Consider the following 23,152-nt stretch of genomic DNA (forward strand, 5'->3'; position numbering starts at 1 on the left):
TCACTACATAAGTAATGAGCTTGAATTATTTTTAATATAAAGACTAGACTTTAAAATCTCCGTTAGCCTTATGATCACTGTTCTCATAACGCTCAATACATTTATCAAGAATTGTATATGCTTCATCAGCATTTCCCCATCCTCCAACATCAACTTGTTTCTTTTCTAAATCTTTATAAACCTGGAAAAAATGTGTAATTTCTTCTTTTCTATGAGGATTTAAATCTGAAATATCTTTGTATTTGTTCCAAATAGGATCTGAAATTGGCACACATACGATTTTTTCATCTGGACCTTTCTCATCTGCCATATGGAAAACACCAATTGGTCTTACTTCCATCATACACATTGGAAAACATGGCTCAGCTCCTAAAACTAGTACATCTAATGGATCTCCATCTAAAGCTAATGTTTCTGGTATAAAACCGTAATCCCCTGGATACATCATTGATGAAAATAACATTCTATCGAAACGTATTTTCTTTAAATCAAAATCGTATTCGTATTTATTTCTGCTTCCTTTTGGTATTTCAATTAATACATCAACAGTTTGTTTCTCTTTTGCTGTCATATCTTTTACTTCGTTTCAAAAATCGGAAAGCAAAACTACATATAAAATGCAGTTTGTGCACGAATTTTAGAAGTTATTTTTAGGTTAAATAATCTTTTATAAATCAGGGCGTATACCTATTCTAATTGCAAACTTTGGTGTAGGTACAGCTATACTGTTTGATGGTGGTGTGTAATCACTTCTCCAAATCGCATCAATCCTAAGAAAACGTAAATTTCCATAACCTATATTCTCTATACCAAAACCATACTCATAATACACTTGGTTTGGTGCATTATAGAGGATATTTTCTGTTCTATTTCCGCTAGTATTACGCAATCCGTCATTAATTGCTTTATTTTCATCTGAAATTGTTCCGTATGCTGCTCTAAAAGTAGCTAAACTTCTTAACTTTAATTTCCTAAGTAATGGAATACGATTTAAAATAAAGCCATTAAAATGATGTTCAAAATGTGTAGAAACATATTCATCAGTTACAAAATCATAATAGTTTAATAATGAAAAAGTATTAGGCACCAATGAAAATGATTGATTAGCCGGAATTGCACTTAATAAAGATGATGGAACAGTTCCAAAAATTTTCCCTCCTTCAATTGTAGTATCTAATAATCCAAATTTACCTAATAAAATTGGTTGATTATATTTTATTTGAATTTTATCATACTCATGAGTACCATTCAAAAATCCTTTATAACCATGTCTGTAATTCAACACTATAGATGGAAAAACATTTCTTCCAAAACGCTGTTCTACACCCAAACCGTAAACAAAACGACCTGGAGTAAAAGTTACATAAATATCAGAAGCAACATCTACAACTTTAGATTGTAAATTTCCTAGATCATCCAAATAACTAGCTGAAAAATTTTCAGGACTAGCTGACTCTATTCGAGAATGAGAAAAATTAAATCCGACATGAAAATTATTATGTACTGCATAATCGAAATTTGTTGCATATTTTTCAACTTTAGATAAAAAGAAATTATTCCCTCTTGAAAATAATGCAGTAGAACCAAAAGTTCTTCCTAATAATTGTGTGGTATTTAGTAAAGCACTTCCTAATTGCTCAATATCATTTTGATAAGCAACACTAGTTGAAATTCGAGGTTCATAAGACAACAAATATTGCGCTTCTAAACCATATTTTAATTCTTTATCTTGAAATCCATACGCCAAATGTCCAGATAATCTAAATCGATCATCTTTAGTGTTAAAAGTTCTAAAACCTAATCGAGTTCTAAAACCTTCAACTTCATTACTTGCAAAAGCTGTCCAAAAAGGCCCAGCTTGCATATTAAAAAATGGCATATTTATATAACCACTTGAAATTGTGTTGATGAAGCCAGTTAATCTCTTTATTTGTTTTTTACCTTTAACTGAACTTATTAATTTATATGTACTTTTATTATCTTCAATATTCTGTTTGTTCCAATATTCATCAGAACGAAAATATTGATCTGGTCTAATTTTTTGGATTTGATTTTTATAAAACTCATCTGCCAGTGGTTTATCTAAAACGTAATTACTATAGTTTATAGTTTTTTTTATCGTTAAACCTTTATTTGCTTCATTTTTATCTAAAAAGGTAAAATCGCCCTCATATGCATTTTTTGTAGGAATATATATACTATCATTTCTTACTTCAAACTCTTTCTCAAAAGTTAATCCTCTTACAAAATTTAAATTCGCTCCTTTAACTACTTCCATTCGAAGCTTTTTAAGTGTAAAAGCTTTATCAGCAACCCAAAAATTCCCTTTAAAAGCTAAATCTTGATCTCGAATTGGAAAGAAATATATGTTATATAACTTTGTATTATTTTGTACAACACTATCGTATAAAACATAATCGTAAGTAGCAAAACCATCTGTAGATAACGGACTTACAAATGATTTTCTTAATAAAGTAATATTATTTTTAAAAACATCTATATTTTGAAATGTTCTAGACATACGATCAAAAACAAAACCTTGAGCTCCTAAACCTTCAGATTTTTCAGCTTCTATATCTTCACGCTCATCATTACTTTCATTATTACCATAAACCTTAGCTATCTGTTCATTTATATATATAGGAATATAATAATTAATACCATCCGTATCATACTCAACTTCTTTTATCGTCTGATCATAATCTTTTTTAAAGATTTGCTTAATAAAAGCCGTATCTAAATTATTTAACCCTATTTCAATGGTTGTATGCTTTTTATATTGATAATGATCAACTAAATCAATACCATTTTGTCGTTTACGCTTCCATACTTCTTTTAAAATCCTATAAGCTGGATTTTCCTTTTTCTTTAATCTCTTTTTAGGACGAGTCACCAAGATTACTTCGTCTAAAACATCTGAACCTTCTTTTAAAACAATGTTTAAATATTTTGTTTTAGAAGTAATTGTAATAGTTTGAGTTTGAAAACCTACAAAAGATATTTCTAACACCCCTTTTCTTTTCTTAGTTTGAAAAGCAAATCTTCCTTCATCATCGGTAGTAGTTCCTGTTGTTGTACCTTGAATATATACATTTACAAACGGCATAGGATTATTAAACTCATCTACTACTTTTCCTTTCACTATCAATTGTGCATTTGCGACTATTCCAAACAAAATAGATAGTATAAAAAACTTAAATCTCATAGGCTTTTTTACACATCAAAATCCTTTCAACACTAAGTATTGAAAGGATTTAATTAACTGTAATATAGTTTATTATTATTTTATGTATAATACTTCTTTAACTGCCTGCACAACATCCCCCGAGTTAGGCAACCACTTCTCTAATAATACAGGAGAATACGGAGCAGGTGTATCTGCTGTTGTAATTCTCTTAATTGGAGCATCTAAATAATCAAATGCCTCATCTTGTACTCTGAATGTAATTTCGGAAGATACACTTCCAAAAGGCCATGCTTCTTCTAAAATTACTAATCTATTAGTTTTTTTAACCGATTCTAAGATCGTTTTGTGATCCATTGGTCGTACAGTTCTCAAATCAATTACTTCTACAGAAATTCCTTCTTCTGCTAATTGATCTGCTGCTTTATATGCTTCTTTTATTATTTTCCCAAAAGAAACAACAGTTACATCAGTACCTTCTCTTTTAATATCTGCAACTCCAATTGGTAAAACATATTCTCCTTCAGGAATTTCCATTTTATCTCCATACATCTGCTCAGATTCCATGAAAATTACCGGATCATCATCTCTAATAGCAGCTTTTAATAAACCTTTTGCATCATATGGGTTAGATGGTACAATTACTTTTAATCCTGGACAGTTAGCATACCAACTTTCAAAAGCTTGTGAATGCGTAGCTGCTAATTGACCTGCAGATGCAGTTGGTCCTCTAAATACAATAGGACAATTAAACTGACCTCCACTCATTTGACGAATCTTCGCCGCATTATTGATTATTTGATCAATTCCAACTAAAGAGAAATTAAATGTCATATATTCTACAATAGGCCTGTTCCCATTCATCGCAGAACCTACAGCAATACCACCGAATCCTAATTCTGCAATAGGAGTGTCTATGACTCTCTTAGCGCCAAATTCATCTAGCATTCCTTTACTTGCTTTGTAAGCTCCATTATATTCTGCTACTTCCTCCCCCATTAAATAGATGCTCTCATCACGACGCATCTCTTCACTCATTGCTTCGCAGATTGCTTCTCTAAATTGAACTGTTTTCATGTGTTTTATTAAGTAGTTGTTGTTTATTGATTTGCAAAAGTATGAAATTCTTTACTAAAGAAATTAATACTATGTTAAAATGTATACATTTTAATAATAAAATTTACTATGCACGCATAATAAATCAAAAAAAATATGTAAATTCGTGGCACAAAATAAGCGTACAAAAAAACAATCCATATGAAAATATTAGTTTGTATCAGTCATGTACCTGATACCACTTCAAAAATTAACTTCACTGATAACGATACTAAGTTTGACAAAAATGGAGTTCAGTTTGTTATAAACCCATATGATGAATTCAGTTTAACTCGTGCAATGTGGTTTAAAGAAAAACAAGGAGCGTCTGTAACCGTAGTAAATGTAGGAGGACCAGAAACTGAACCTACTTTACGTAAAGCATTAGCTATAGGAGCAGATGAGGCAATCCGTGTTAATGTAGAACCAACTGATGGTTTATTAGTAGCTAAAGAATTAGCTGAAGTTGTAAAATCTGGAGGTTTCGATTTAGTATTAGCAGGAAAAGAATCTGCTGATTATAATGGACAAATGGTTCCTGGTATGTTAGCATCGTTATTAGATTTCAATTTCGTTAACGGATGTGTAGGAATAGAAGTTGATGGAAACAATACCACTTTAGAAAGAGAGATTGACGGTGGAGAAGAGAAAGTAACCTCTACTTTACCTTTAGTTGTAGCAGGACAAAAAGGTATTGTTGAAGAGAAAGATTTAAGAATACCTAACATGAGAGGTATTATGATGGCTCGTAAAAAGCCTTTAAATGTTGTTGAAGCAACAGGTAGCAATGCCTCTACAAGCACAAAGAATTTCGAGAAACCTGCTCCTAAAGGAGAGGTAAAATTAGTTGATAACGTAGATGATTTAATTAATCTTTTACACAACGAGGCTAAAGCAATTTAAATTTAAAATCAAATCTTTTTAATGGGTGTTGAAACATACACCCATTTAAAAACTTAAAAAATTAAAAATTATGTCTGTATTAGTTTTTGCCGATTCTTCGGAAGGAAAATTTAAAAAAACAGCTTTTGAAGTTGTTTCATACGGAAAAAAAGTAGCTGAACAATTAGGAACAAATCTTGTAACTTTAACTATTAACGGTGGAGATGCAAGTGAATTATATACTTACGGAGCAGATAAAGTAATAGAGGTTAAGAACGATTTAAGTTCATTTAACGCTAAAGGTTATGCAGCTGTGGTTAAACAAGTAGCTGAAGCACAATCTTCAGATGTTGTTGTAATAGATTCTAGTGTTGATGGTTTAACACTTGCACCATTAGTAGCTGTAGGATTAGAAGCTGGTTATGCATCTAATGCAGTTGCTTTACCTGATACTTCAAGTTCATTTGTTGTTAAACGTAAAGCTTTTTCTAATAAAGGATTTAATAACACTGAAATATTAACAGATAAAAAAGTAATAGGTGTAGCTAAGAACTCTTATGGTGCTCATGAAAGTTCAGTTTCAGGTGCTACTGAAAGTTTTGACGCTACTTTACCTGAATTAGGTGTATCATCTGTTTCTATTGACAAAGCGAGTGGAACTGTTACTATTGCTGATGCTGATGTTGTAGTATCAGCTGGTCGTGGTTTAAAAGGACCTGAAAACTGGGGAATGGTAGAAGAGTTAGCTGATGTTTTAGGTGCTGCTACTGCTTGTTCTAAACCAGTTTCTGATTTAGGATGGAGACCTCATAGCGAACACGTTGGACAAACTGGTAAACCGGTAGCCTCTAATTTATATATCGCTATCGGAATCTCTGGAGCTATTCAACATTTAGCTGGAGTTAATGCTTCTAAAGTAAAAGTAGTTATTAATAACGACCCTGAAGCTCCTTTCTTTAAAGCTGCTGATTATGGTATTGTAGGAGATGCTTTTGAAGTAGTTCCACAATTAATTGAAAAATTAAAAGCTTTTAAACAAGCTTAATTCATTAAAATACATTTTTAAAAACTCTAGAAATCAAATGTTTTTCTAGAGTTTTTATTTTTTAAAATTTAATCTTTCCGTAGTCATATTTTTTATTAAATTGTGGCACCCTAAAGGCTGTCTAATTAAAGACCGCTTTTTTTGTATGAAGATAGATACATGAGCCTAGTAAGACTAACTATTAAAGGAATTTCATATAGCCAAACACAGAGCGGAGCTTATGCTTTAGTGCTTAGCGAAATGGAAGGAACTAGAACTTTACCAATTATTATTGGAGCATTCGAAGCACAATCAATTGCCATAGCATTAGAAAAAGAGATTCGACCTCCAAGACCACTTACACACGATTTATTTAAATCTTTTGCAGAACGATTCAGCATAACTGTAAAACAAATAATTATTCATAAATTAGTTGATGGAGTTTTTTTCTCTAGTTTAATTTGTGAAAGAGATGGTACAGAAGAAATCATTGACACCAGAACCTCAGATGCTATTGCATTAGCTGTACGCTTTCAAGCACCAATTTTCACTTACGAAAACATACTAGATAAAGCAGGTATATATTTAAAGTCTGAAGAAGAATTAGGTGATGCAAACGAACATGACACTAGTGAAATAGAACTAACTTCTGAAATTGAGTTTACAAGCACAGCTGATTTTTCTGACCTTTCTTTAAGTGAATTAGAGGAACAATTACAAGAAGCTGTAAATAATGAAGATTACGAATTAGCTGCTAAAATAAGAGACGAAATTAGCAAGCGTTCATAAAAACATAATATTCTTTGAATGAAAAAATTGATCACACTACTTCTGTGTGTGTTTTCTTTTGCGTTGTTTTCGCAAAATATTAATAAAACATGGAAGTTCAAGTCTATAGAAAACAATTCTGGAACATCATTAGTTGAAATAAATGAAAATGATTATTTCACATTAAATAATGGTGAGTTCACTTACTTTTTAACAGCTAAAGATAGTTTAGTTGCCAATGGAAACTATATCCATCAGAATAATTTACTAATCTTTAATTATAAAACACCTAAAGATACTGTACGTTATTATAATATTGTAAAACACAATGACTCTATACTAACGATTTCTGAAAAAGATATTTTATATAACTTTTCTACCAAATCTTTAGTACCAAATCAAACTCTAGAGACTGTAAATCTTACTTCTACAGATGAAGAAAGTAAAATTATTCCTAGCCAAGGATTTTCTATGAATAGCTTATGGAGAGGAGTATTAGGTATGATTGTTTTACTTATTATCGCTTTTTTATTTAGTTCTAATCGTAAAGCTATTGATTGGAAAACCGTTAGTTTAGGTCTATCTTTTCAATTAATAATAGCAATAGGAGTTTTAAAAGTATCTTTCGTACAAAAAGCTTTCGAATTTGTAGGTGCTATTTTTGTTAAAGTGCTTGACTTTACGAGAGCTGGTAGTGAATTCCTATTTAGCGGATTAGTATCTGACATGAGTTCTTTTGGATTTATTTTTGCCTTTCAGGTATTACCAACAATAATATTCTTTTCAGCTTTAACTTCTTTATTATTCTACCTTGGTGTTATTCAATGGATTGTAAAAGGATTAGCTTGGTTACTCTCTAAAGTATTAAAAATATCAGGAGCAGAAAGCTTATCTGTAGCTGGAAATATTTTTCTAGGACAAACAGAAGCCCCTTTATTAATAAAAGCTTATTTAGAGAAAATGAACCGATCAGAAATTTTATTAGTTATGATCGGTGGAATGGCTACTGTAGCTGGAGCAGTTTTAGCTGCTTACATTGGTTTCTTAGGAGGTGATGACGAAACTTTACGTTTATTATATGCTAAACATTTATTAGCAGCTTCTGTAATGGCTGCGCCTGGAGCTATTATTATTTCTAAGATTTTATATCCACAAACAGAGGAAGTTAATACGGATGTAAAAGTATCTTCTGAAAAAATAGGTTCTAACATTTTAGATGCTATCGCAAACGGAACAACTGAAGGTTTAAATTTAGCGATGAACGTGGCCGCTATGTTATTAGTTTTTATAGCTTTTATAGCCATGTTAAATCACGGATTATACCTTTTAGGAGGAATAACTGGTTTAAATGAGTGGATTGCAGGTAATACTTCTTATGAAAACTTTTCTCTTGAATTTATTCTGGGATATATTTTTGCTCCCTTAATGTGGTTAATTGGTGTTGCTAGTGAAGACACTGCTTTAATGGGACAATTATTAGGTATAAAATTAGCGGCTAGTGAATTTGTCGGTTACATTCAATTAGCTGAACTAAAAAATGCAAGTAACGCTACACACTTAACATATAACAAATCTGTTATAATGGCTACATATATGTTATGTGGTTTTGCAAATTTCGCTTCTATTGGTATTCAAATTGGTGGAATAGGCTCTCTTGCACCTGGACAAAGAAAAACACTATCTGAATTTGGTATTAAAGCTTTAATTGGAGGTACTATTGCTTCTTTGATGTCTGCAACAATTGCAGGAATGATAATAGGATAAACGTAATAAATTAACCTTTATAATCCTCGTTTGGAATCACTATTTATAATATTGATTGGATTTGCTGTCATTATTTTTTATGACATCATTTGCTCTGTACTATCTAGAGTATTAAACTTTGAATATGTATGGTTTGCTTTTGGTTCATTTATTATTTATGGAATAATAGCGATCTATTTAAAACTTCAAGGAAATTTTGTTAGCGCAATTATCGGCTGTTTTATTATCGGTGTATTTGACACTACAGTAGGACTTACAATTGCACGCCTTTTTAAAGCAAAAATTTCAGATCAAGATAAAGAGCTAGTTAAAATCACTCCCATGTTAATACTTCAAATGGGAGTAATAGCTTCAATTGTTGGAGCCATTTCAATAATTGCTTTTATATAATATAGTTAGTTTTCTTTTAAAATTTTCAGAAGTAATTATCGTTATAATAATAACTATAATATTGTGTGCTTTATGAAAAAGGTTATTTTCTTACTATTATTTTCTGTATTCGTTTTTAAAACCTACTCACAAACAAAAACAATTCATGTATTTGTGGCTTTATGTGATAATGAATTTCAAGGTATTGTTCCTGTTCCTAAAATACTAGGAAATGGAAAAGATCCAAGAAACAATTTATATTGGGGAGCAGCTTATGGAATAAAATCTTTCTTCAAATACAAAACAAAGGAATGGAAATTTATCTCTAAAATAGAAACGGATCAATCAAACATTCTTGAAAGAATTCTTTTTAAACATAAAACAAAAGATGTATACCTTTTAGCGGATGCTTACGATGGAGAAAAAATATTAAACTGTATCAAAGATTTTCTATTAGCTTCAAACCAACAAAATAAAATAAATTTAAAGTTCAAAAATGAAACTTTGAATTTTGGCGGAGCATCTGATTTACAAGTCTACATTGGGCACGATGGGTTAATGGATTTTCAGATTGATGTTAATTATAAAAAAACTTCAAAAATTAAAAATGATGTTATCATTTTAGCTTGTTTTAGTAAAAATTATTTTTCAGAACACATTCAAAAAGCTAATGCAAATCCAATACTGTGGACAACAAATTTAATGGCTCCGGAGGCATATACTTTAGACGCTTCTATAAACGCCTGGCTAAACTCATCAAGTCAAAACAGTATAAAAGAACATGCAGCCAAAGCTTATCATAAATATCAAAAATGCGGATTGAAAGCAGCTAGAAATTTATTCACAACCGGATTTTAAACTAACCCCACAAAAAAAACTATTTTACCTCAAAAAAAGCAAAAAACAATAAGTTTTTTTATTATATTTACAAACAACCTCTATATTAATCAAATAAATAAAAAGAAAAACTTATTCAAAACTTATGATATAATCACTTCAATTATTACCTCTAGAAATTTTCTATTTAAAGTTATGATAATTCGTAACTAATCATTTTATTTATCGAAGATCAAACTAGTTAATTTGGTGTAATATCTATCTTATCCCCTTTTCTTTCTATTTTATTTAATCACTGAGGTATATATCAATTTTGAGTATTAACCAAAAATTAAATAAATAATGAAAAATTTACTAAACTTAGATGGTGTTCAAGTTTTAAACAAAGAACAACTAAAACAAATCAAAGGATCAATAAGAACTTACTGTAAAGGTTCAAACAGATGTTGCTTTATAATTAATGGAACAGAGTTTTGTGAGCCAGGTCGTTGTACCATTTACGGTTGTATGTTCTACTAACATATATTCTAATCTTTTTTCAAACACAATTTTATTAACCTTTAAACCTAAATTTCATTCTTATATGGGATATAGGTTTACAAAAACATTTTATTATGAAAAACTTAAAGAACCTTAAAGGATTAAAAGTATTATCAAAAAAAGAATTAAGTGAAATCGGTGGTGCTAATTACAACAGACCTTATTGCAAAGGTAATAGACAATGTTGTGTTATGGTTAATGGTTTCGAATTCTGTGACTACGGGTACTGCGTTCGCGGTGGATGCATTTGGGCATAACAATATACACTGTACATTGGCATGTATTTAATTTATTCAACCTCTCAATATATTATCATCCCTTTAAACAAGTAAATTATTATTCTATAGAGTCTAATTCTGATAAAAATAATTTACCACGATAATAAATTAAAAAATTAATCAATAATCCTTTCTTAAGTTGGTTAATAACTTGCTGAAAACAATTTTTAAAGCATCAACATGTTTTGTTGATGCTTTTTTATTTTTGCTTGTATAATTCATATAATAAATGCAACAATATTTAGATTTAGTTAAACACGTTTTAGAAAACGGAAATGAAAAGGGAGATAGAACAGGAACAGGAACTAAAAGTGTTTTTGGCTATCAAATGCGTTTCGATTTAAGTGAAGGTTTTCCAATGGTAACAACTAAAAAACTTCACCTTAAATCTATCATTTATGAATTATTATGGTTTATAAAAGGAGACACAAATGTAAAATACCTACAAGAAAACGGAGTACGCATTTGGAATGAATGGGCAGATGAAAATGGAGATTTAGGCCCGGTTTATGGACATCAATGGCGAAACTGGAATAGCGAAGAGATAGATCAACTTAAAGAAGTTATAAACACTTTAAAAAAGAACCCTAATAGTAGGAGAATGTTAGTTTCTGCATGGAATCCTAGTGTAATGCCAGATACATCTATTCCTTTTTCAGAAAATGTAGCTAATGGTAAAGCTGCTTTACCACCATGTCATGCTTTCTTTCAATTTTATGTTGCTGACGGAAAACTCTCTTGTCAACTATACCAAAGAAGTGCAGATATTTTTCTGGGTGTACCTTTCAACATTGCTAGTTATGCTTTATTCACTATGATGATGGCACAAGTTTGTGGTTATGAAGCAGGAGAATTCATTCACACTTTTGGAGATGCTCATATTTATAACAACCATAGAGAACAAGTAGAATTACAATTAACTAGAGAACCAAGACCGTTACCTAAAATGAAATTAAATCCTTCTATTAAAAATATAGAAGACTTTACATTTGAGGATTTCGAATTACTAGATTATAATCCTCATCCACATATTAAAGGAACTGTAGCAGTTTAGTTTTTTTAACGTTCTTTTATTTGTGTAAAGCTTTCAGATTTCTAAAATCTGATTAAATTAGTAACCTAAACCTATTAAGTTTTATTAAAAATGATAGCAGAAATCGATACGATAAAAGAAGACATTTACGATATAGTGGCAGAAATTGATGATGAAAATGTATTATTAGCTATTAAAACCATCATTCAAAACATACACTCGAATACAAAAGATAATGATGTAACCGACAAAAGAGATTTAGTTGGTTATATTAAAGAATGGGTTAAAAACATGTAAACCCTTTATACATTTATGATCACCATAATTGCGGCCATTGGCCAAAACAACGAATTAGGAAAAGATAACGATTTAATTTGGCATTTACCTGCCGATTTAAAACGTTTTAAAAAAGTTACTTCTGGCCATCATATTTTAATGGGTAGAAATACCTTTGAAAGTATTGGAAAACCTCTTCCTAACCGAACTAGTGTAATTATTACTAGAAACAACGATTATTTTAAAGATGGTTGTTTAATTGCTGATAGTATTGAAAAAGCTATTGAATTAACCGAAGGTAAAGACGCTTTTATTATTGGTGGGGCTCAAATTTATGAACAGACTTTACAGCAAAAATTAGCTGATCGCTTAGATATTACCATTGTTCATGAAACATTTGAAGCAGATGTTTATTTCCCTGAGATAGATCTTTCTATTTGGAAAGAAGTATCTCGTGAAGATTTTAAAGCAGACGAAAAAAATAAATACGATTATAGTTTCGTTTCTTACGAAAGAAAGTAATGGAAATTATAAAAGTTACCACTTTACAATACAACGAAATACAATCTTTAAGAGAATTATGGAATGCTGAATATCCTAGCTGTATTCAACATGATTCTATAAGTGAATTTAATAATTATCTAGGCACACTAGATAAAGCTAATCATATTCTAATTAAAGATAGCAATACCATTATTGGTTGGTTTGCTGATTTCGAACGAGAAAAAGAACGTTGGTTCTTAATGATTCTCAGTCAGAAATCTCAAGGAAAAGGAATTGGAAGAAAACTGATTTCTATGATCAAACAAGATCATTCAATTTTAAATGGCTGGGTGGTTACCAATAACAATTATAAAAAAATAGACGGTACTTTATATAAATCTCCAGTAGGTTTCTATAAAAAATTAGGCTTTACTTTTTGTGAAGATATTACATTAGATTCTTCAGGATTGAAAGCTATTAAAATTCAATTAAAAAGTTAATTATGTCAATTCAACTTTCAGAAATAACTAAAACATACGGAACACAAAAAGCAGTAGATAACATTTCTTTTTCAGCAAAAAAAGGAGAAATCGTTGGTTTTTTGGGGCCTAATGGAGCCGGAAAATCTACTACAATGAAAGTTTTAACAGGTTTTTTACAGCCTGATGGAGGAACGGTTTTGGTTGACGATATTGATGTAATTAAAAACCCTATTGATGCTCAAAAAAAAGTTGGATACCTACCAGAACATAATCCACTGTATTTGGATATGTATGTGAAAGAATATTTACAGTTTCATGCAAATATTCATAATATTTCAAAAGATGATATTCCAGATTGTATCTCAAAAGTTGGATTAGATAAAGAATCACATAAGAAAATAGGTCAATTATCTAAAGGTTATCGTCAACGTGTAGGATTAGCAGCAGCAATTTTACACAGTCCATCTGTATTAATTTTAGATGAACCTACAACAGGTTTAGATCCTAATCAATTAATTGAAATTAGAGCTTTAATTAAAGAATTAGGCAAAGATAAAACTGTATTACTCTCTACGCATATTATGCAAGAAGTAGAAGCTGTTTGCGATCGTGTCGTTATTATTAATAATGGAAAAATTGTAATTGATAAAAAACTAGTTGACTTAAAAGAAGGTAACAAACAAACTATTAAAGTTGGTTTCGATTATAAAATTGAAGAGCAATTTTTACAGCGTTTAGCTAATATTACAACGATTAAAAATAATTACGACAATTCTTGGACACTTACATTTGAAACAGAAGAAGATATGCGTCCAAAATTATTTGATTTTGCTCAAGAATATGGTTTAAAAATCTTGGAATTGAATTCTGAAAATAAAAATTTAGAAACACTATTTAGAGAACTAACGTCTTAGTAATTTTCTAAAATTTGTTTCATTATTTGTCTTATCTCTGGATCATTGTAGTTTTGAACATCTTTACCTCTTAATTCAGCTTCCTTTTTAGAAGCATTAAGATACATATCAACATCAACTATTCTTCTAACATTATCTTTGGTTGAAAACATACCACAATAATGCAATGTTTTAATAATTCCATCTTGTTTATCTAAAACAAACGCAAAATTCTTCTTAGAAATATTCCCTGATAAATTAAACACACAACAATCAGGATAGCAATTTGTCTTACATTTACCTACTTCCAAATTAATTGCAGTATCATTACTCTTTTTAAAATCTAAAAACAAATCTCTTAAAATAGCTAATGCAGCATATTTACCAAGCTTTTCTCCATCTTCATTTTTATAATCTTCATTTAGATCTTCATCTATATGAGGTTCAATTATTGAAGCATTCATTTCTTTAAAAAGATTTAAAATTTCTTCTAATTGATTTTGATGTGATTCTGAAAGTTTCTCAATATTAATATCAGATACTACTTTTAATTCATTCATAACTATAAATATTCAAAAGTGTTAACTCAATAAAGTTACTAATAATAGTTAAAAGAACAGAAAAACAATAGCTTAAATATTATCATTTGCTTTTTATTTTTTCACCTTTACTATTCCTCTATCAATAATATCTAATGCTGTTGTAATATTAGATAGATCTGTAAATAATTCTCCTGTTTGTCCAGAATGATGACTATGCCCTATAACTTCAAATAAATAGTTTTTAGAGTTTCTTATTTTTTTTAAATCTATAGTAACTGCATATACAATAGCTGGTTGCCCTACCCTACCTGAACCATTATAAATACTATCATTAGGAAAACGATTCTTATTATAATAAGTATTCCAATTAAAAGATTGATTTACTTCCATTAAAATTCTAAACTGCTTTAAATTTACATTTTTAGCTTTAGAATGAATAATAAAGTCATCTGAAGGAGTTGCGCCAGATACCGCATCTATATCGTATGCTTTTCCTAACGGAATATACAACCCATCTGAAGCTTTTATACCTCTTTTATGTGCCCAATATGGTAATGATTCTGGACGCCTAACAATTGCTGGTTTCCAAATACCATTTTTATCAGGTTTACCATTGTGATATTCGCTTGTTGCTATTGATTTTGGTACAAATAAACTCTCTATGTAATTTCCATCCATATCTTCTACCCAAATAACCATCATTGCATATCGAAAGGCTTCTCCTATTTTTACATCAATCTCAATATTTACATTACTTATATCCTCATTTACAGTTATACTTTCGGTTCCATCTGCCAATATCTTTTTGCCTTCTAAACTATTGCGATATTCATTGCCATACTCATAAACTGTATTAAACCCCGAAATATTAAGTAGTATTCCAGTAATTAAAACTCCCATAACTACTAAAGATGTAATTAAAGGTATACTTAAAAAATTATTTTTCTTATTTACACTATACATTTTTAATGGTTTTATATTATTACGCATATGAATTATAGCCATTAGGGTAAATAAAAATCCAAATACCGTATGTATAGATGCTGTGATTTTATAAAATGGTTTTGTATACATTAAAATCCCAGTAATACATAACACCATAAAACTTATAGCTATACTTATACTAATTATCTTTCTTAATTTCATAATTAATTAAAAATCGAATCGATGGTTTATTTTTAAAGAAATTCCCCAGTTATTTCTAGAGATATATTGATTAAAGTTATCGGTGATTACAAAATAGAAATACGATAATGGCTTATATTCCCATTGAACTCTACTATTCACATTAAAATTATTTTGCTGAGTATTATACTGTATATATGTAGTCCAATTCAATCGATTGTTAAAAAAGACTTCTCCTGTAAATCTTGCTAAATGGAAGGGTTTAATACCTAGTTCTTTTAAATTAAGATAATTTATCTCATAATCTGCACCAATTTTAGCGAAAGGCAACAATCGAAATGTAGAAAAAGTATAAAACCGAGTTCTTGTTCCTTGATAATAATCTCCATATTGTACTCCTACACTATAAGAAACTTGTTTGTTAAACGGTGAATTGTATCCTAATTGTAATGCTCCAAAACTATACTCATCTGGCTGAATAGAATTTCCATTATTAAGAGGATCAAAACCATATTGTAAATCAACATACTGATGGCTAAAATCAACAAATACAGAAGCTGTATTCCTAAAGAACAACGCCTGATTCACAAATGTTAAAGATTGGGTTATTTCTCCTTTTTCATTCCAATAAGTAGTATTACTAGGAAAGAAATAACGAATGGTTTGTATTTTTTTTGATTTTTCGGGAAAAGCTAATAAGCTAACCTCAGATTTAGCAGACCAATATCCTTCTCTAATTACCTCATTATTTACAGCATCGTAATTATACAATCTAGGCACAAAACCTATATCTGTAATATAATTCTCATCAACTTTTGATATAGAAAAACTACCTTCAATTTTTTTAGTTGTATAATCTACTCCCAAATTATAAAACTGATTTTTGTTTTTAACGTCAGAGGTAAAACTCTTACCTAAATTAACGACTCCTGTCCATTTATTATTTTGAGATTTATAATTTATGTTTACTCCTGCAACTCTATTAAAATTATCTGTAAAATTAAATCGATCTGTTTCTTGTCTATTTAACATAAAAACTGTGCTCGTAAAACTTTTAGTCAACTGATTCTGTATCACTAAAGCTCCATAATTCTGGGCTTTATTTTCTTCTCTCTTATTGGTTTGCACGTTTAAAAAACCTAATCTAGTTTTTGGTGTAATATTTCCTGATAATTTTAATCCAAACTGCATATTTCCAGAAGCTCCAATTCTTCTAGAGTAAAATGGGTTTACTTCATTAGTTCCTAAGTTTGAAAAAAGATCACTATTCTCAATAAAGAAATTACGACGTTCTGGAAAATTAACAGCAAATCTAGTCAGATTCGTTACTTGCTGATCTACGTCTACTTGTGAAAAATCAGGATGAATAGTTGCATCTAACTTTAATGATGAAGTAATACTATATTGCGCATCTAAGCTTGGTACAAACTCTGATGTTGTTTTATTATCCATCACATTTTTTTGATGGTTATAAGTCGTTGATGGGATTACAATAAACTTAGCATTATTTTGTTTTGGTAATTTTTCTAATTTAAAAGGAACTGTATTTCGTAAATCGTATTGAATAAAATTTCTAGACATATCTGTGAAAGACATCCAGTTATTTGGATTCATATCTCTATACACAAAATTAATTCCCCAAACGGCATCATTAATAGTATATGCGAATGCTTTTAAAGGAATTGCTATTTCAAAAAATTGCATCCCATTTTTCTTAGTTTGAGCAGATTTCCATATTGTATTCCAACTTTCATTAAAAGAAAAACCATTCCCGTTAAATCCAACTAAAGCATCAAACTGTGCGTTGCTTGAATTCACACCAAATAAATATCCGTTCGTTTTCTTATTGTAGGTATCAATTATTAACTGAAAACATTCACTTTCTACAATTACCCCTCCATAATCATCTCGTTTTAATGAACTAATAACAGCTTTATCCTCCTCTTCTTTATACGCTACCGCCACATACAAAAACTCTCCATTATGATATAGTTTTACTGTTGTTTGATTTTTAGCTTTTCCAACATCATCTGGATAAAAATTATGAAATCCAGAATAACTAGGAGCTAGCTTCCAAACAGATTCCTTTAAATTTCCATCTACTTTTACAGAAGTATTCAAAAACGGAATGGTATACTCTTGCGCCTGTATCACTATGGAAAAAAACAATAAGAAAACAACACCTTTCATCCTACAACTCTAATTTATATGCCATTAACTTATGTTGTAACATTGCTGGTACCAATACCATTTGTAAACTTGGAATGTATGTAATATCCGCAGCATTTATTTTTTCTTTTCTAGTATCTAACAGCACTTTTTTATCTCCATTAGCAGTAACATAATGAATCATTCCTTCCCAACTAGAAATTAAATAACTTCCATTATCAAGTGCTACAATTCCATCTGGATTTGAAATATTAGATGTTATAGTAGTTAGTTTTTTACTTTTTAAATCATAGCTTTTTACGGTTTTATCGCCTAAGCCAATTATCACCTTATTCTCTTCATATAACAATCCATTAGGCCAATCTAAATTTTCTTTTACAACACTTACTTTATCTTTTTCTATAGCAAATAATTTCCCACTTTTAGTTCCACTTCCAAAAACAATCCCTTCTTTACTAACACATAAATCATTTATACGTGTAGCTCCTTTAATATTATGAACCTTTTTTATTTTCTCTTCATTTAAATCAATTTCTAAAATCACATTGAAATCTGCAACAAATAACTTATCATTATACATTGCTGTACCAGTAGGACCATCAATGTTTTCAATCCATTTCCGTTCAATAATTTCACCGTTTAAAGCTAGTTTACTAATAAATCCTTTTCCATTAGGTTTTAGCCAATGCCCATTAATATTAGTTACATAAAACACTTTCCGTTTTGCATCATAAATCACAGATTCTAAATCATTAAGTACAGCTTCTGTTTCCCACAGAAATGTAAGTTTAGGCATTCCTTTTTTTTGAGCTAATCCACTTAGTGAAAACAAGACTGCAAAACAACTTAAAACAAAAGTTCTCATCATAATTCATTTTATATTTACCACGAATGTAACTGAGATTAAAAAGCTATTTATAGAAAGTAGACGAACTAGTTTTTTTAGAAGGTGTACACTAAATTTTTCGCCAAATAAGAATTATTAAGGGTTCATAGACGAAAAACAGATATTGGTAGATAAAAATATTTTTAAAAACTTAGAAGTAGTAATTTTAAGGCCTATGATGAATACACTTTTTACATATTTAAACAAACCAATTTACAAACACGTCTTATTCTGGTTAGCTGTATTCTCTTTCTACTTAGCAATTGACAGAGTATATTATAACTCTACTCAAAAATTACTTGAAATTAAATTTGTTTACCTTTTATTTCAAATAATAACGGCCTACTCCATAATTTACGGGATATACCCTTTATATAAAAAAAGAAAAAACATTTTAGAATTTGCAATACTCATAAGTCTTCTATTTGTTTTTCTTAATAGCATTTATGTTACATGGCATGCAGTTATAGATACTATGGATAGTGATACTTGTTATACTCGGTTTAAATCAAAATATGGGCACCTCTCTTTTTTCGAACAAGTATTAAGTTGGAAAAAAGATTTTATTATACTTACATGGTTATTTATACAGCCTACATTTTTTTTAATTCCTTTTCTGTGGTATGATAAAAATTTGAAACTTTCTATTTCAAACGAACAAAAAAAAATTGCGGAACTTAATGCTTTAAAAAATCAGTTGAACCCTCATTTTTTATTCAACACATTAAATAATTTATATTCGCTTGCTCTTGAAAAATCAGACAAAACACCATTAGTTATTGAAAAACTATCGGATATTTTAGATTATATCTTGTATCGATGTAATGACAAATACGTTTCTTTAGAAAAAGAAATTGAACTCATAGAAAACTACCTCGCTTTAGAAAAATTACGCTATGGAAAACGAGTAGAAATAACATTTAACAAAGAAATAAGTACCTCAACAAAAGTAGCTCCTTTAATCTTTTTAACTTTTATTGAAAATGCTTTTAAACATGGTGTTAAACAAGAATTACATCAAGCTAAAATTATAATTGAATTATACGCAAACAACGATATTCTTAAATTTAAGGTCGAAAACACGAAACCCGATGCAGTTCTAAAATCAAACCAAAAGAAATTAGGTTTAATAAATATTAGAAAACAATTAGATTTATTGTACACTGAAGATTACGATATAAAAATCTCAGATACACCAAATCTTTATTCTGTAACTTTACTATTAAAATCATAACATGTATACCTGCGTAATAGTTGACGATGAAGAATTTGCAAGAAACTTAATTAAAAATCATTTAAATCAATTAAATGATTTTAAAATTGTTGCTATATGTGAAAATGCCATAGAAGCCAGCAAAGTTTTGAAACAACAACAAGTTGATCTGCTCTTTTTAGATATAGAAATGCCTGTATTACGAGGCACAGATTTTTTTAAAAATTTAATTGAAAAACCTAAAGTAATTTTTACAACAGCCCATAGAGATTATGCTATAGATGGCTTTGATTTAAATGCTATAGATTACCTTTTAAAACCAATTACTTTTGAACGATTTTTTAGGGCTGTAGAAAAGTTTTTAGATCAACATAATAATGCTACACACAAATCAAACACAACTTTAACTTCAATCAATTCTTCTCCAAACTATATTTATGTGAGAAAAAATCGTAAACAAGTAAAAGTTTTTTTTGATCGTATTTTATACATTGAAAGTGTAAAAGATTACATTAAAATTCATTCTGAAAACGAAAGCCATATAGTAAAATATAGCTTAACTGCTTTTGAAAAACAATTAGATAACCGTTTTTTACGCACACATCGTTCTTATATAGTTAATAAAGATAAAATTACAGCTTATACAAAACAAGATGTAGAAATTGGAGTTTTTGAAATTCCTATTGGAGAGAGTTATAAAAACACCATAGCTAAACTACTTTAAAAACATTAAATCAAACTATCAAAAGCTTCCTTTAAATTTTTAAAGACTTGTATACTACCTGCCGCTTTCATTTCTTCTGCTGTATATTTAGATAATATTCCAATCGGTTGCATTCCAGCGGATTTTGCTGCTGATATTCCTGTTAAACTATCTTCAAAAACCCATAAATCTTTAAATTCTTCTTCAGAAAATTCTAAAGCTGTAGCTAAAGTTATATAAGCTTCTGGTGCTGGTTTTGGTTTCTTATAATCTTCTACTCCAAAAACTACAGGAAAATTTAAATCTAAATGTTTTATCGATTGTTTCAAGAATAATTTTGTTGCATTACTCGCAATTCCATAAGGCACTTTATTCGTAGATAAATAATCTGTAAACTCAGTAACTCCTGGTAATAAATTCGGAACTTTAAAATACAGTTCTAAATGTTTATCCTTCAGAAAAAACAAATCTTCAAACTGTTCTCCTTTACCTATTTGTTCACAAAAATATCTCGCTATTTTTTTTGGTGATTTACCAACATGACTTTTCGGATAAGGAGCTATTTCTTCATTAAACAACTCTTTAAACGCTGATGACCAAGCAGAATAATGGCTTTCAAAACTATCTACCACTACTCCATCAAAATCAAATAAAATTCCTTTAGGCGTAGGCATGTTCAACTTCTTTTTCGTTAAATAATTCTGTTAAATACGAATTTAAAAATTTATTAGTTGGGTCAAATGATTTGCGTAGTGTTTTAAAATCATCCCATTTTTCATACACTTGAGAAAGTTCGGTATCTTTTGCTTTAAAACGCTTTCCCCAATGTGGTCTTCCTCCATATTTTAAGAAAATTCTTTCTACACTTCTAAACGCTTCGTAAGAATCTGCAGTGGCTGCATTTCTAGAAACACATCCCATAGTCACCGTATCTTGTCCGTAGGCATAACTCAACCAAGATTTGTCTTTATATACAAAACGAACATCCATAGGAATATGAATAAAAGATTTGTTCGACCATTTATTGATTTCTCTTTTTAACTCTTCGAATACCTTTGGAAAAACATCTAAACTGATTGTCCATTCTGCTAACTCTAACGTAGAACCTCGAGATTTAGTAACCGTTGCTTGATACAACGATCCTTTATGTTCTTTTGTCGCTCTGAAAAAACCTCTATACAACAGTTTATTTGCTACAGCAGTAAACCAAGGGAAAAGATGTGTGTATTTGTATAAAATTTTAGAAGCTTTTCTTCTGTGCTTTAAATATTTTGGACCTAAATCTTCTTGTACTTCTGTATTTGGATCGATTTTATCTCCAGTAATCACATAACCTTTATCTGTATGCGGTAACCATAATACTCTTAAAAAGTCGTGTTGTTTTAAACGTTCTTTAATTTTTGGCAACCACTCTGCATCACTTTCTGGATGTTCTTTTACATGAAGCGTATAAATTTCTTCACAAGAAAAAGTTACCGTAGAAAATACGCCTAAAACTCCTAATGAAACACGAACAGCATCCATTAACTCTTCTCCTTCATGAATTTCTTTTACAGAACCATCAGCTAATATTAATCTACATTGCGTAACATATTCACTTAATAATTTTCCGCTTGTGCCATGTGTTCCTGTAGCTAAAGCTCCACCAACAGTTACAGTATTAATATCTGGCAAACAAGGAATACACCAACCTTTGGCCTCAACAGCTTCTAATAAATCTTTTAATAATACTCCAGATTGTACCGTGATAGTTTTATCAGTATCATTAAATTCTAATATCTTGTTGTAGGCAGTAATATCAATTAAGGTTTCTGTTCCTGCTGCGATATCTGCAGAAGATTGTTTACTTCCAAAAAAACGTATCTTTTCACTTTTAGCAATAACCTCTTGTAATTCCTCTTCTGTTTTAATCGTGTATAACGATTTATAGTTGTACTTTAAGTTTTCATTCCAACTAACCCAAACTCCATTTTTATTTTGTTTCATGAACATTAAAAAATAATAAAATACAATGTTTACATTTTAGTTTGCAAAAATACTGTAAACTAAAGGACATTTAATTCTTTATGATTTGTATTTTCTATAGTGCTATTGACATAATACTTTGTGTTCACCTGTCCTTAGCTTGTTTCAAAATAGACGTCAAATGTCAGTTCGAGTGAATTTGACGAATATTAATGAGGTAAAATTAGTATCGAGAACTATTTATTATAACTACTTCTCGATACAAAACAAATCCTTCGCTATGCTTTGATTTATTTTACTCGAAGTGACAATAGAAAACCTACTTGTCAGTTCGAGTGAATTTATGAATGTTAATGAGATCAAATTAGTATCGAGAACGAATTTAGAACTCCCAAGCACTTCTCGATACACACTTCATTCTTACGCGCACTCGAAGTGACAATAAAAAACCTACCTGTCAGTTCGAGTGAAATTGATTAGAACAAAGAGGAAAACAATTTTGTATCAAGAACGAATTTAGAACTCCTAAGCACTTCCCGATACACGCTCCATTCTTACGCGCACTCGAAGTGACAATAGATATCATGAGAACCTGAAACAGTTCAGGTTGACGGATTCTTTTACTTGTATTTAACAACAGT

Annotated in this window: 23 protein-coding genes; 14 read left to right on the top strand and 9 right to left on the bottom strand. The window is 29.9% G+C overall.

From position 1 onward, the window contains the following. Positions 1 to 43: 43 nt before the first annotated feature. The 3 genes from ACSIGC_RS07320 to ACSIGC_RS07330 all read right to left on the bottom strand — a co-directional run bounded on the left by ACSIGC_RS07320 (position 44) and on the right by ACSIGC_RS07330 (position 4,261). Positions 44 to 571 (bottom strand): inorganic diphosphatase, encoded by a 528-nt coding sequence (locus tag ACSIGC_RS07320; protein ID WP_442267477.1) that lies wholly within the window; start codon positions 569 to 571, stop codon positions 44 to 46. 96 nt (positions 572 to 667) lie between these two features. Beyond that, positions 668 to 3,205 (bottom strand): DUF5686 family protein, encoded by a 2,538-nt coding sequence (locus ACSIGC_RS07325; protein WP_442267478.1) that lies wholly within the window; start codon positions 3,203 to 3,205, stop codon positions 668 to 670. Positions 3,206 to 3,280: 75 nt separating this feature from the next. Beyond that, a complete protein-coding gene (locus ACSIGC_RS07330) occupies positions 3,281 to 4,261 on the bottom strand; it encodes a pyruvate dehydrogenase complex E1 component subunit beta (protein WP_442267479.1) in 981 nt (326 codons plus the stop codon). Positions 4,262 to 4,441: 180 nt separating this feature from the next. Between ACSIGC_RS07330 and ACSIGC_RS07335 the strand changes: the two genes are divergently transcribed. The 12 genes from ACSIGC_RS07335 to gldA all read left to right on the top strand — a co-directional run bounded on the left by ACSIGC_RS07335 (position 4,442) and on the right by gldA (position 13,929). Continuing rightward, complete coding sequence (locus tag ACSIGC_RS07335) at positions 4,442 to 5,182, top strand: electron transfer flavoprotein subunit beta/FixA family protein (RefSeq protein WP_442267480.1); 741 nt, start codon at positions 4,442 to 4,444, stop codon at positions 5,180 to 5,182. 70 nt (positions 5,183 to 5,252) lie between these two features. Further along, the gene (locus ACSIGC_RS07340) at positions 5,253 to 6,206 is read left to right on the top strand and encodes an electron transfer flavoprotein subunit alpha/FixB family protein (protein WP_442267481.1); all 954 of its coding nucleotides are present in this window, start codon (positions 5,253 to 5,255) and stop codon (positions 6,204 to 6,206) included. A gap of 159 nt (positions 6,207 to 6,365) precedes the next feature. Next, positions 6,366 to 6,974: a bifunctional nuclease domain-containing protein gene (locus tag ACSIGC_RS07345; protein WP_442267482.1), complete on the top strand. Its 609-nt coding sequence runs from the start codon at positions 6,366 to 6,368 to the stop codon at positions 6,972 to 6,974. Between the two features lie 18 nt (positions 6,975 to 6,992). Further along, positions 6,993 to 8,717, top strand: a complete 1,725-nt coding sequence (locus ACSIGC_RS07350) for a NupC/NupG family nucleoside CNT transporter (RefSeq protein WP_442267483.1) — start codon at positions 6,993 to 6,995, stop codon at positions 8,715 to 8,717. Between the two features lie 30 nt (positions 8,718 to 8,747). Further along, complete coding sequence (locus ACSIGC_RS07355) at positions 8,748 to 9,107, top strand: hypothetical protein (protein WP_442267484.1); 360 nt, start codon at positions 8,748 to 8,750, stop codon at positions 9,105 to 9,107. 72 nt (positions 9,108 to 9,179) lie between these two features. After that, positions 9,180 to 9,944 carry a hypothetical protein gene (locus ACSIGC_RS07360; protein ID WP_442267485.1) on the top strand — a complete coding sequence of 255 codons (765 nt, stop codon included), beginning with the start codon at positions 9,180 to 9,182 and terminating at the stop codon, positions 9,942 to 9,944. A gap of 321 nt (positions 9,945 to 10,265) precedes the next feature. Beyond that, positions 10,266 to 10,442 (top strand): hypothetical protein, encoded by a 177-nt coding sequence (locus ACSIGC_RS07365; protein WP_442267486.1) that lies wholly within the window; start codon positions 10,266 to 10,268, stop codon positions 10,440 to 10,442. Between the two features lie 528 nt (positions 10,443 to 10,970). Further along, complete coding sequence (locus tag ACSIGC_RS07370; RefSeq protein ID WP_442267487.1) at positions 10,971 to 11,795, top strand: thymidylate synthase; 825 nt, start codon at positions 10,971 to 10,973, stop codon at positions 11,793 to 11,795. Between the two features lie 90 nt (positions 11,796 to 11,885). Further along, positions 11,886 to 12,071 carry a hypothetical protein gene (locus ACSIGC_RS07375; RefSeq protein ID WP_095069702.1) on the top strand — a complete coding sequence of 62 codons (186 nt, stop codon included), beginning with the start codon at positions 11,886 to 11,888 and terminating at the stop codon, positions 12,069 to 12,071. Between the two features lie 15 nt (positions 12,072 to 12,086). After that, positions 12,087 to 12,572, top strand: coding sequence for a dihydrofolate reductase (locus ACSIGC_RS07380; protein WP_442267488.1), 486 nt, complete (start codon positions 12,087 to 12,089; stop codon positions 12,570 to 12,572). Next, positions 12,572 to 13,033 carry a GNAT family N-acetyltransferase gene (locus ACSIGC_RS07385; protein ID WP_442267489.1) on the top strand — a complete coding sequence of 154 codons (462 nt, stop codon included), beginning with the start codon at positions 12,572 to 12,574 and terminating at the stop codon, positions 13,031 to 13,033. The genes ACSIGC_RS07380 and ACSIGC_RS07385 overlap by 1 nt, the downstream gene beginning before the upstream one ends. 2 nt (positions 13,034 to 13,035) lie before the next feature. Then, positions 13,036 to 13,929 (top strand): gliding motility-associated ABC transporter ATP-binding subunit GldA, encoded by an 894-nt coding sequence (gene gldA / locus ACSIGC_RS07390; protein ID WP_442267490.1) that lies wholly within the window; start codon positions 13,036 to 13,038, stop codon positions 13,927 to 13,929. Here the strand turns inward: gldA and ACSIGC_RS07395 are convergent. The 4 genes from ACSIGC_RS07395 to ACSIGC_RS07410 all read right to left on the bottom strand — a co-directional run bounded on the left by ACSIGC_RS07395 (position 13,926) and on the right by ACSIGC_RS07410 (position 18,612). After that, complete coding sequence (locus ACSIGC_RS07395) at positions 13,926 to 14,468, bottom strand: hypothetical protein (RefSeq protein ID WP_442267491.1); 543 nt, start codon at positions 14,466 to 14,468, stop codon at positions 13,926 to 13,928. The two genes, gldA and ACSIGC_RS07395, sit on opposite strands and share 4 nt — an antisense overlap. 93 nt (positions 14,469 to 14,561) lie before the next feature. Next, positions 14,562 to 15,596, bottom strand: a complete 1,035-nt coding sequence (locus ACSIGC_RS07400) for a DUF4405 domain-containing protein (protein ID WP_442267492.1) — start codon at positions 15,594 to 15,596, stop codon at positions 14,562 to 14,564. A gap of 6 nt (positions 15,597 to 15,602) precedes the next feature. Further along, complete coding sequence (locus ACSIGC_RS07405) at positions 15,603 to 17,765, bottom strand: DUF5916 domain-containing protein (protein WP_442267493.1); 2,163 nt, start codon at positions 17,763 to 17,765, stop codon at positions 15,603 to 15,605. A 1-nt stretch (position 17,766) separates the two neighbouring features. Next, positions 17,767 to 18,612, bottom strand: a complete 846-nt coding sequence (locus ACSIGC_RS07410) for an SMP-30/gluconolactonase/LRE family protein (RefSeq protein WP_442267494.1) — start codon at positions 18,610 to 18,612, stop codon at positions 17,767 to 17,769. Positions 18,613 to 18,754: 142 nt separating this feature from the next. Between ACSIGC_RS07410 and ACSIGC_RS07415 the strand changes: the two genes are divergently transcribed. Together ACSIGC_RS07415 and ACSIGC_RS07420 are read left to right on the top strand one after the other, a co-directional pair. Beyond that, positions 18,755 to 19,864, top strand: coding sequence for a sensor histidine kinase (locus tag ACSIGC_RS07415; protein WP_442267495.1), 1,110 nt, complete (start codon positions 18,755 to 18,757; stop codon positions 19,862 to 19,864). A 1-nt stretch (position 19,865) separates the two neighbouring features. After that, entirely contained in the window at positions 19,866 to 20,567 is a 702-nt protein-coding gene (locus ACSIGC_RS07420) for a LytR/AlgR family response regulator transcription factor (RefSeq protein ID WP_442267496.1), read from the top strand. A 5-nt stretch (positions 20,568 to 20,572) separates the two neighbouring features. Here ACSIGC_RS07420 and ACSIGC_RS07425 read toward each other — a convergent pair whose 3' ends face one another. Together ACSIGC_RS07425 and ACSIGC_RS07430 are read right to left on the bottom strand one after the other, a co-directional pair. Continuing rightward, positions 20,573 to 21,220, bottom strand: coding sequence for an HAD family hydrolase (locus tag ACSIGC_RS07425; RefSeq protein WP_442267497.1), 648 nt, complete (start codon positions 21,218 to 21,220; stop codon positions 20,573 to 20,575). Further along, positions 21,207 to 22,532, bottom strand: a complete 1,326-nt coding sequence (locus ACSIGC_RS07430) for a D-arabinono-1,4-lactone oxidase (RefSeq protein ID WP_442267498.1) — start codon at positions 22,530 to 22,532, stop codon at positions 21,207 to 21,209. Before ACSIGC_RS07430 ends, ACSIGC_RS07425 begins: the two co-directional genes overlap by 14 nt. Between the last annotated feature and the right edge of the window lie 620 nt (positions 22,533 to 23,152).

Source organism: Tenacibaculum aquaeponti, from assembly GCF_052084715.1.
In the GTDB taxonomy this organism is placed as follows: Bacteria; Bacteroidota; Bacteroidia; order Flavobacteriales; family Flavobacteriaceae; genus Polaribacter.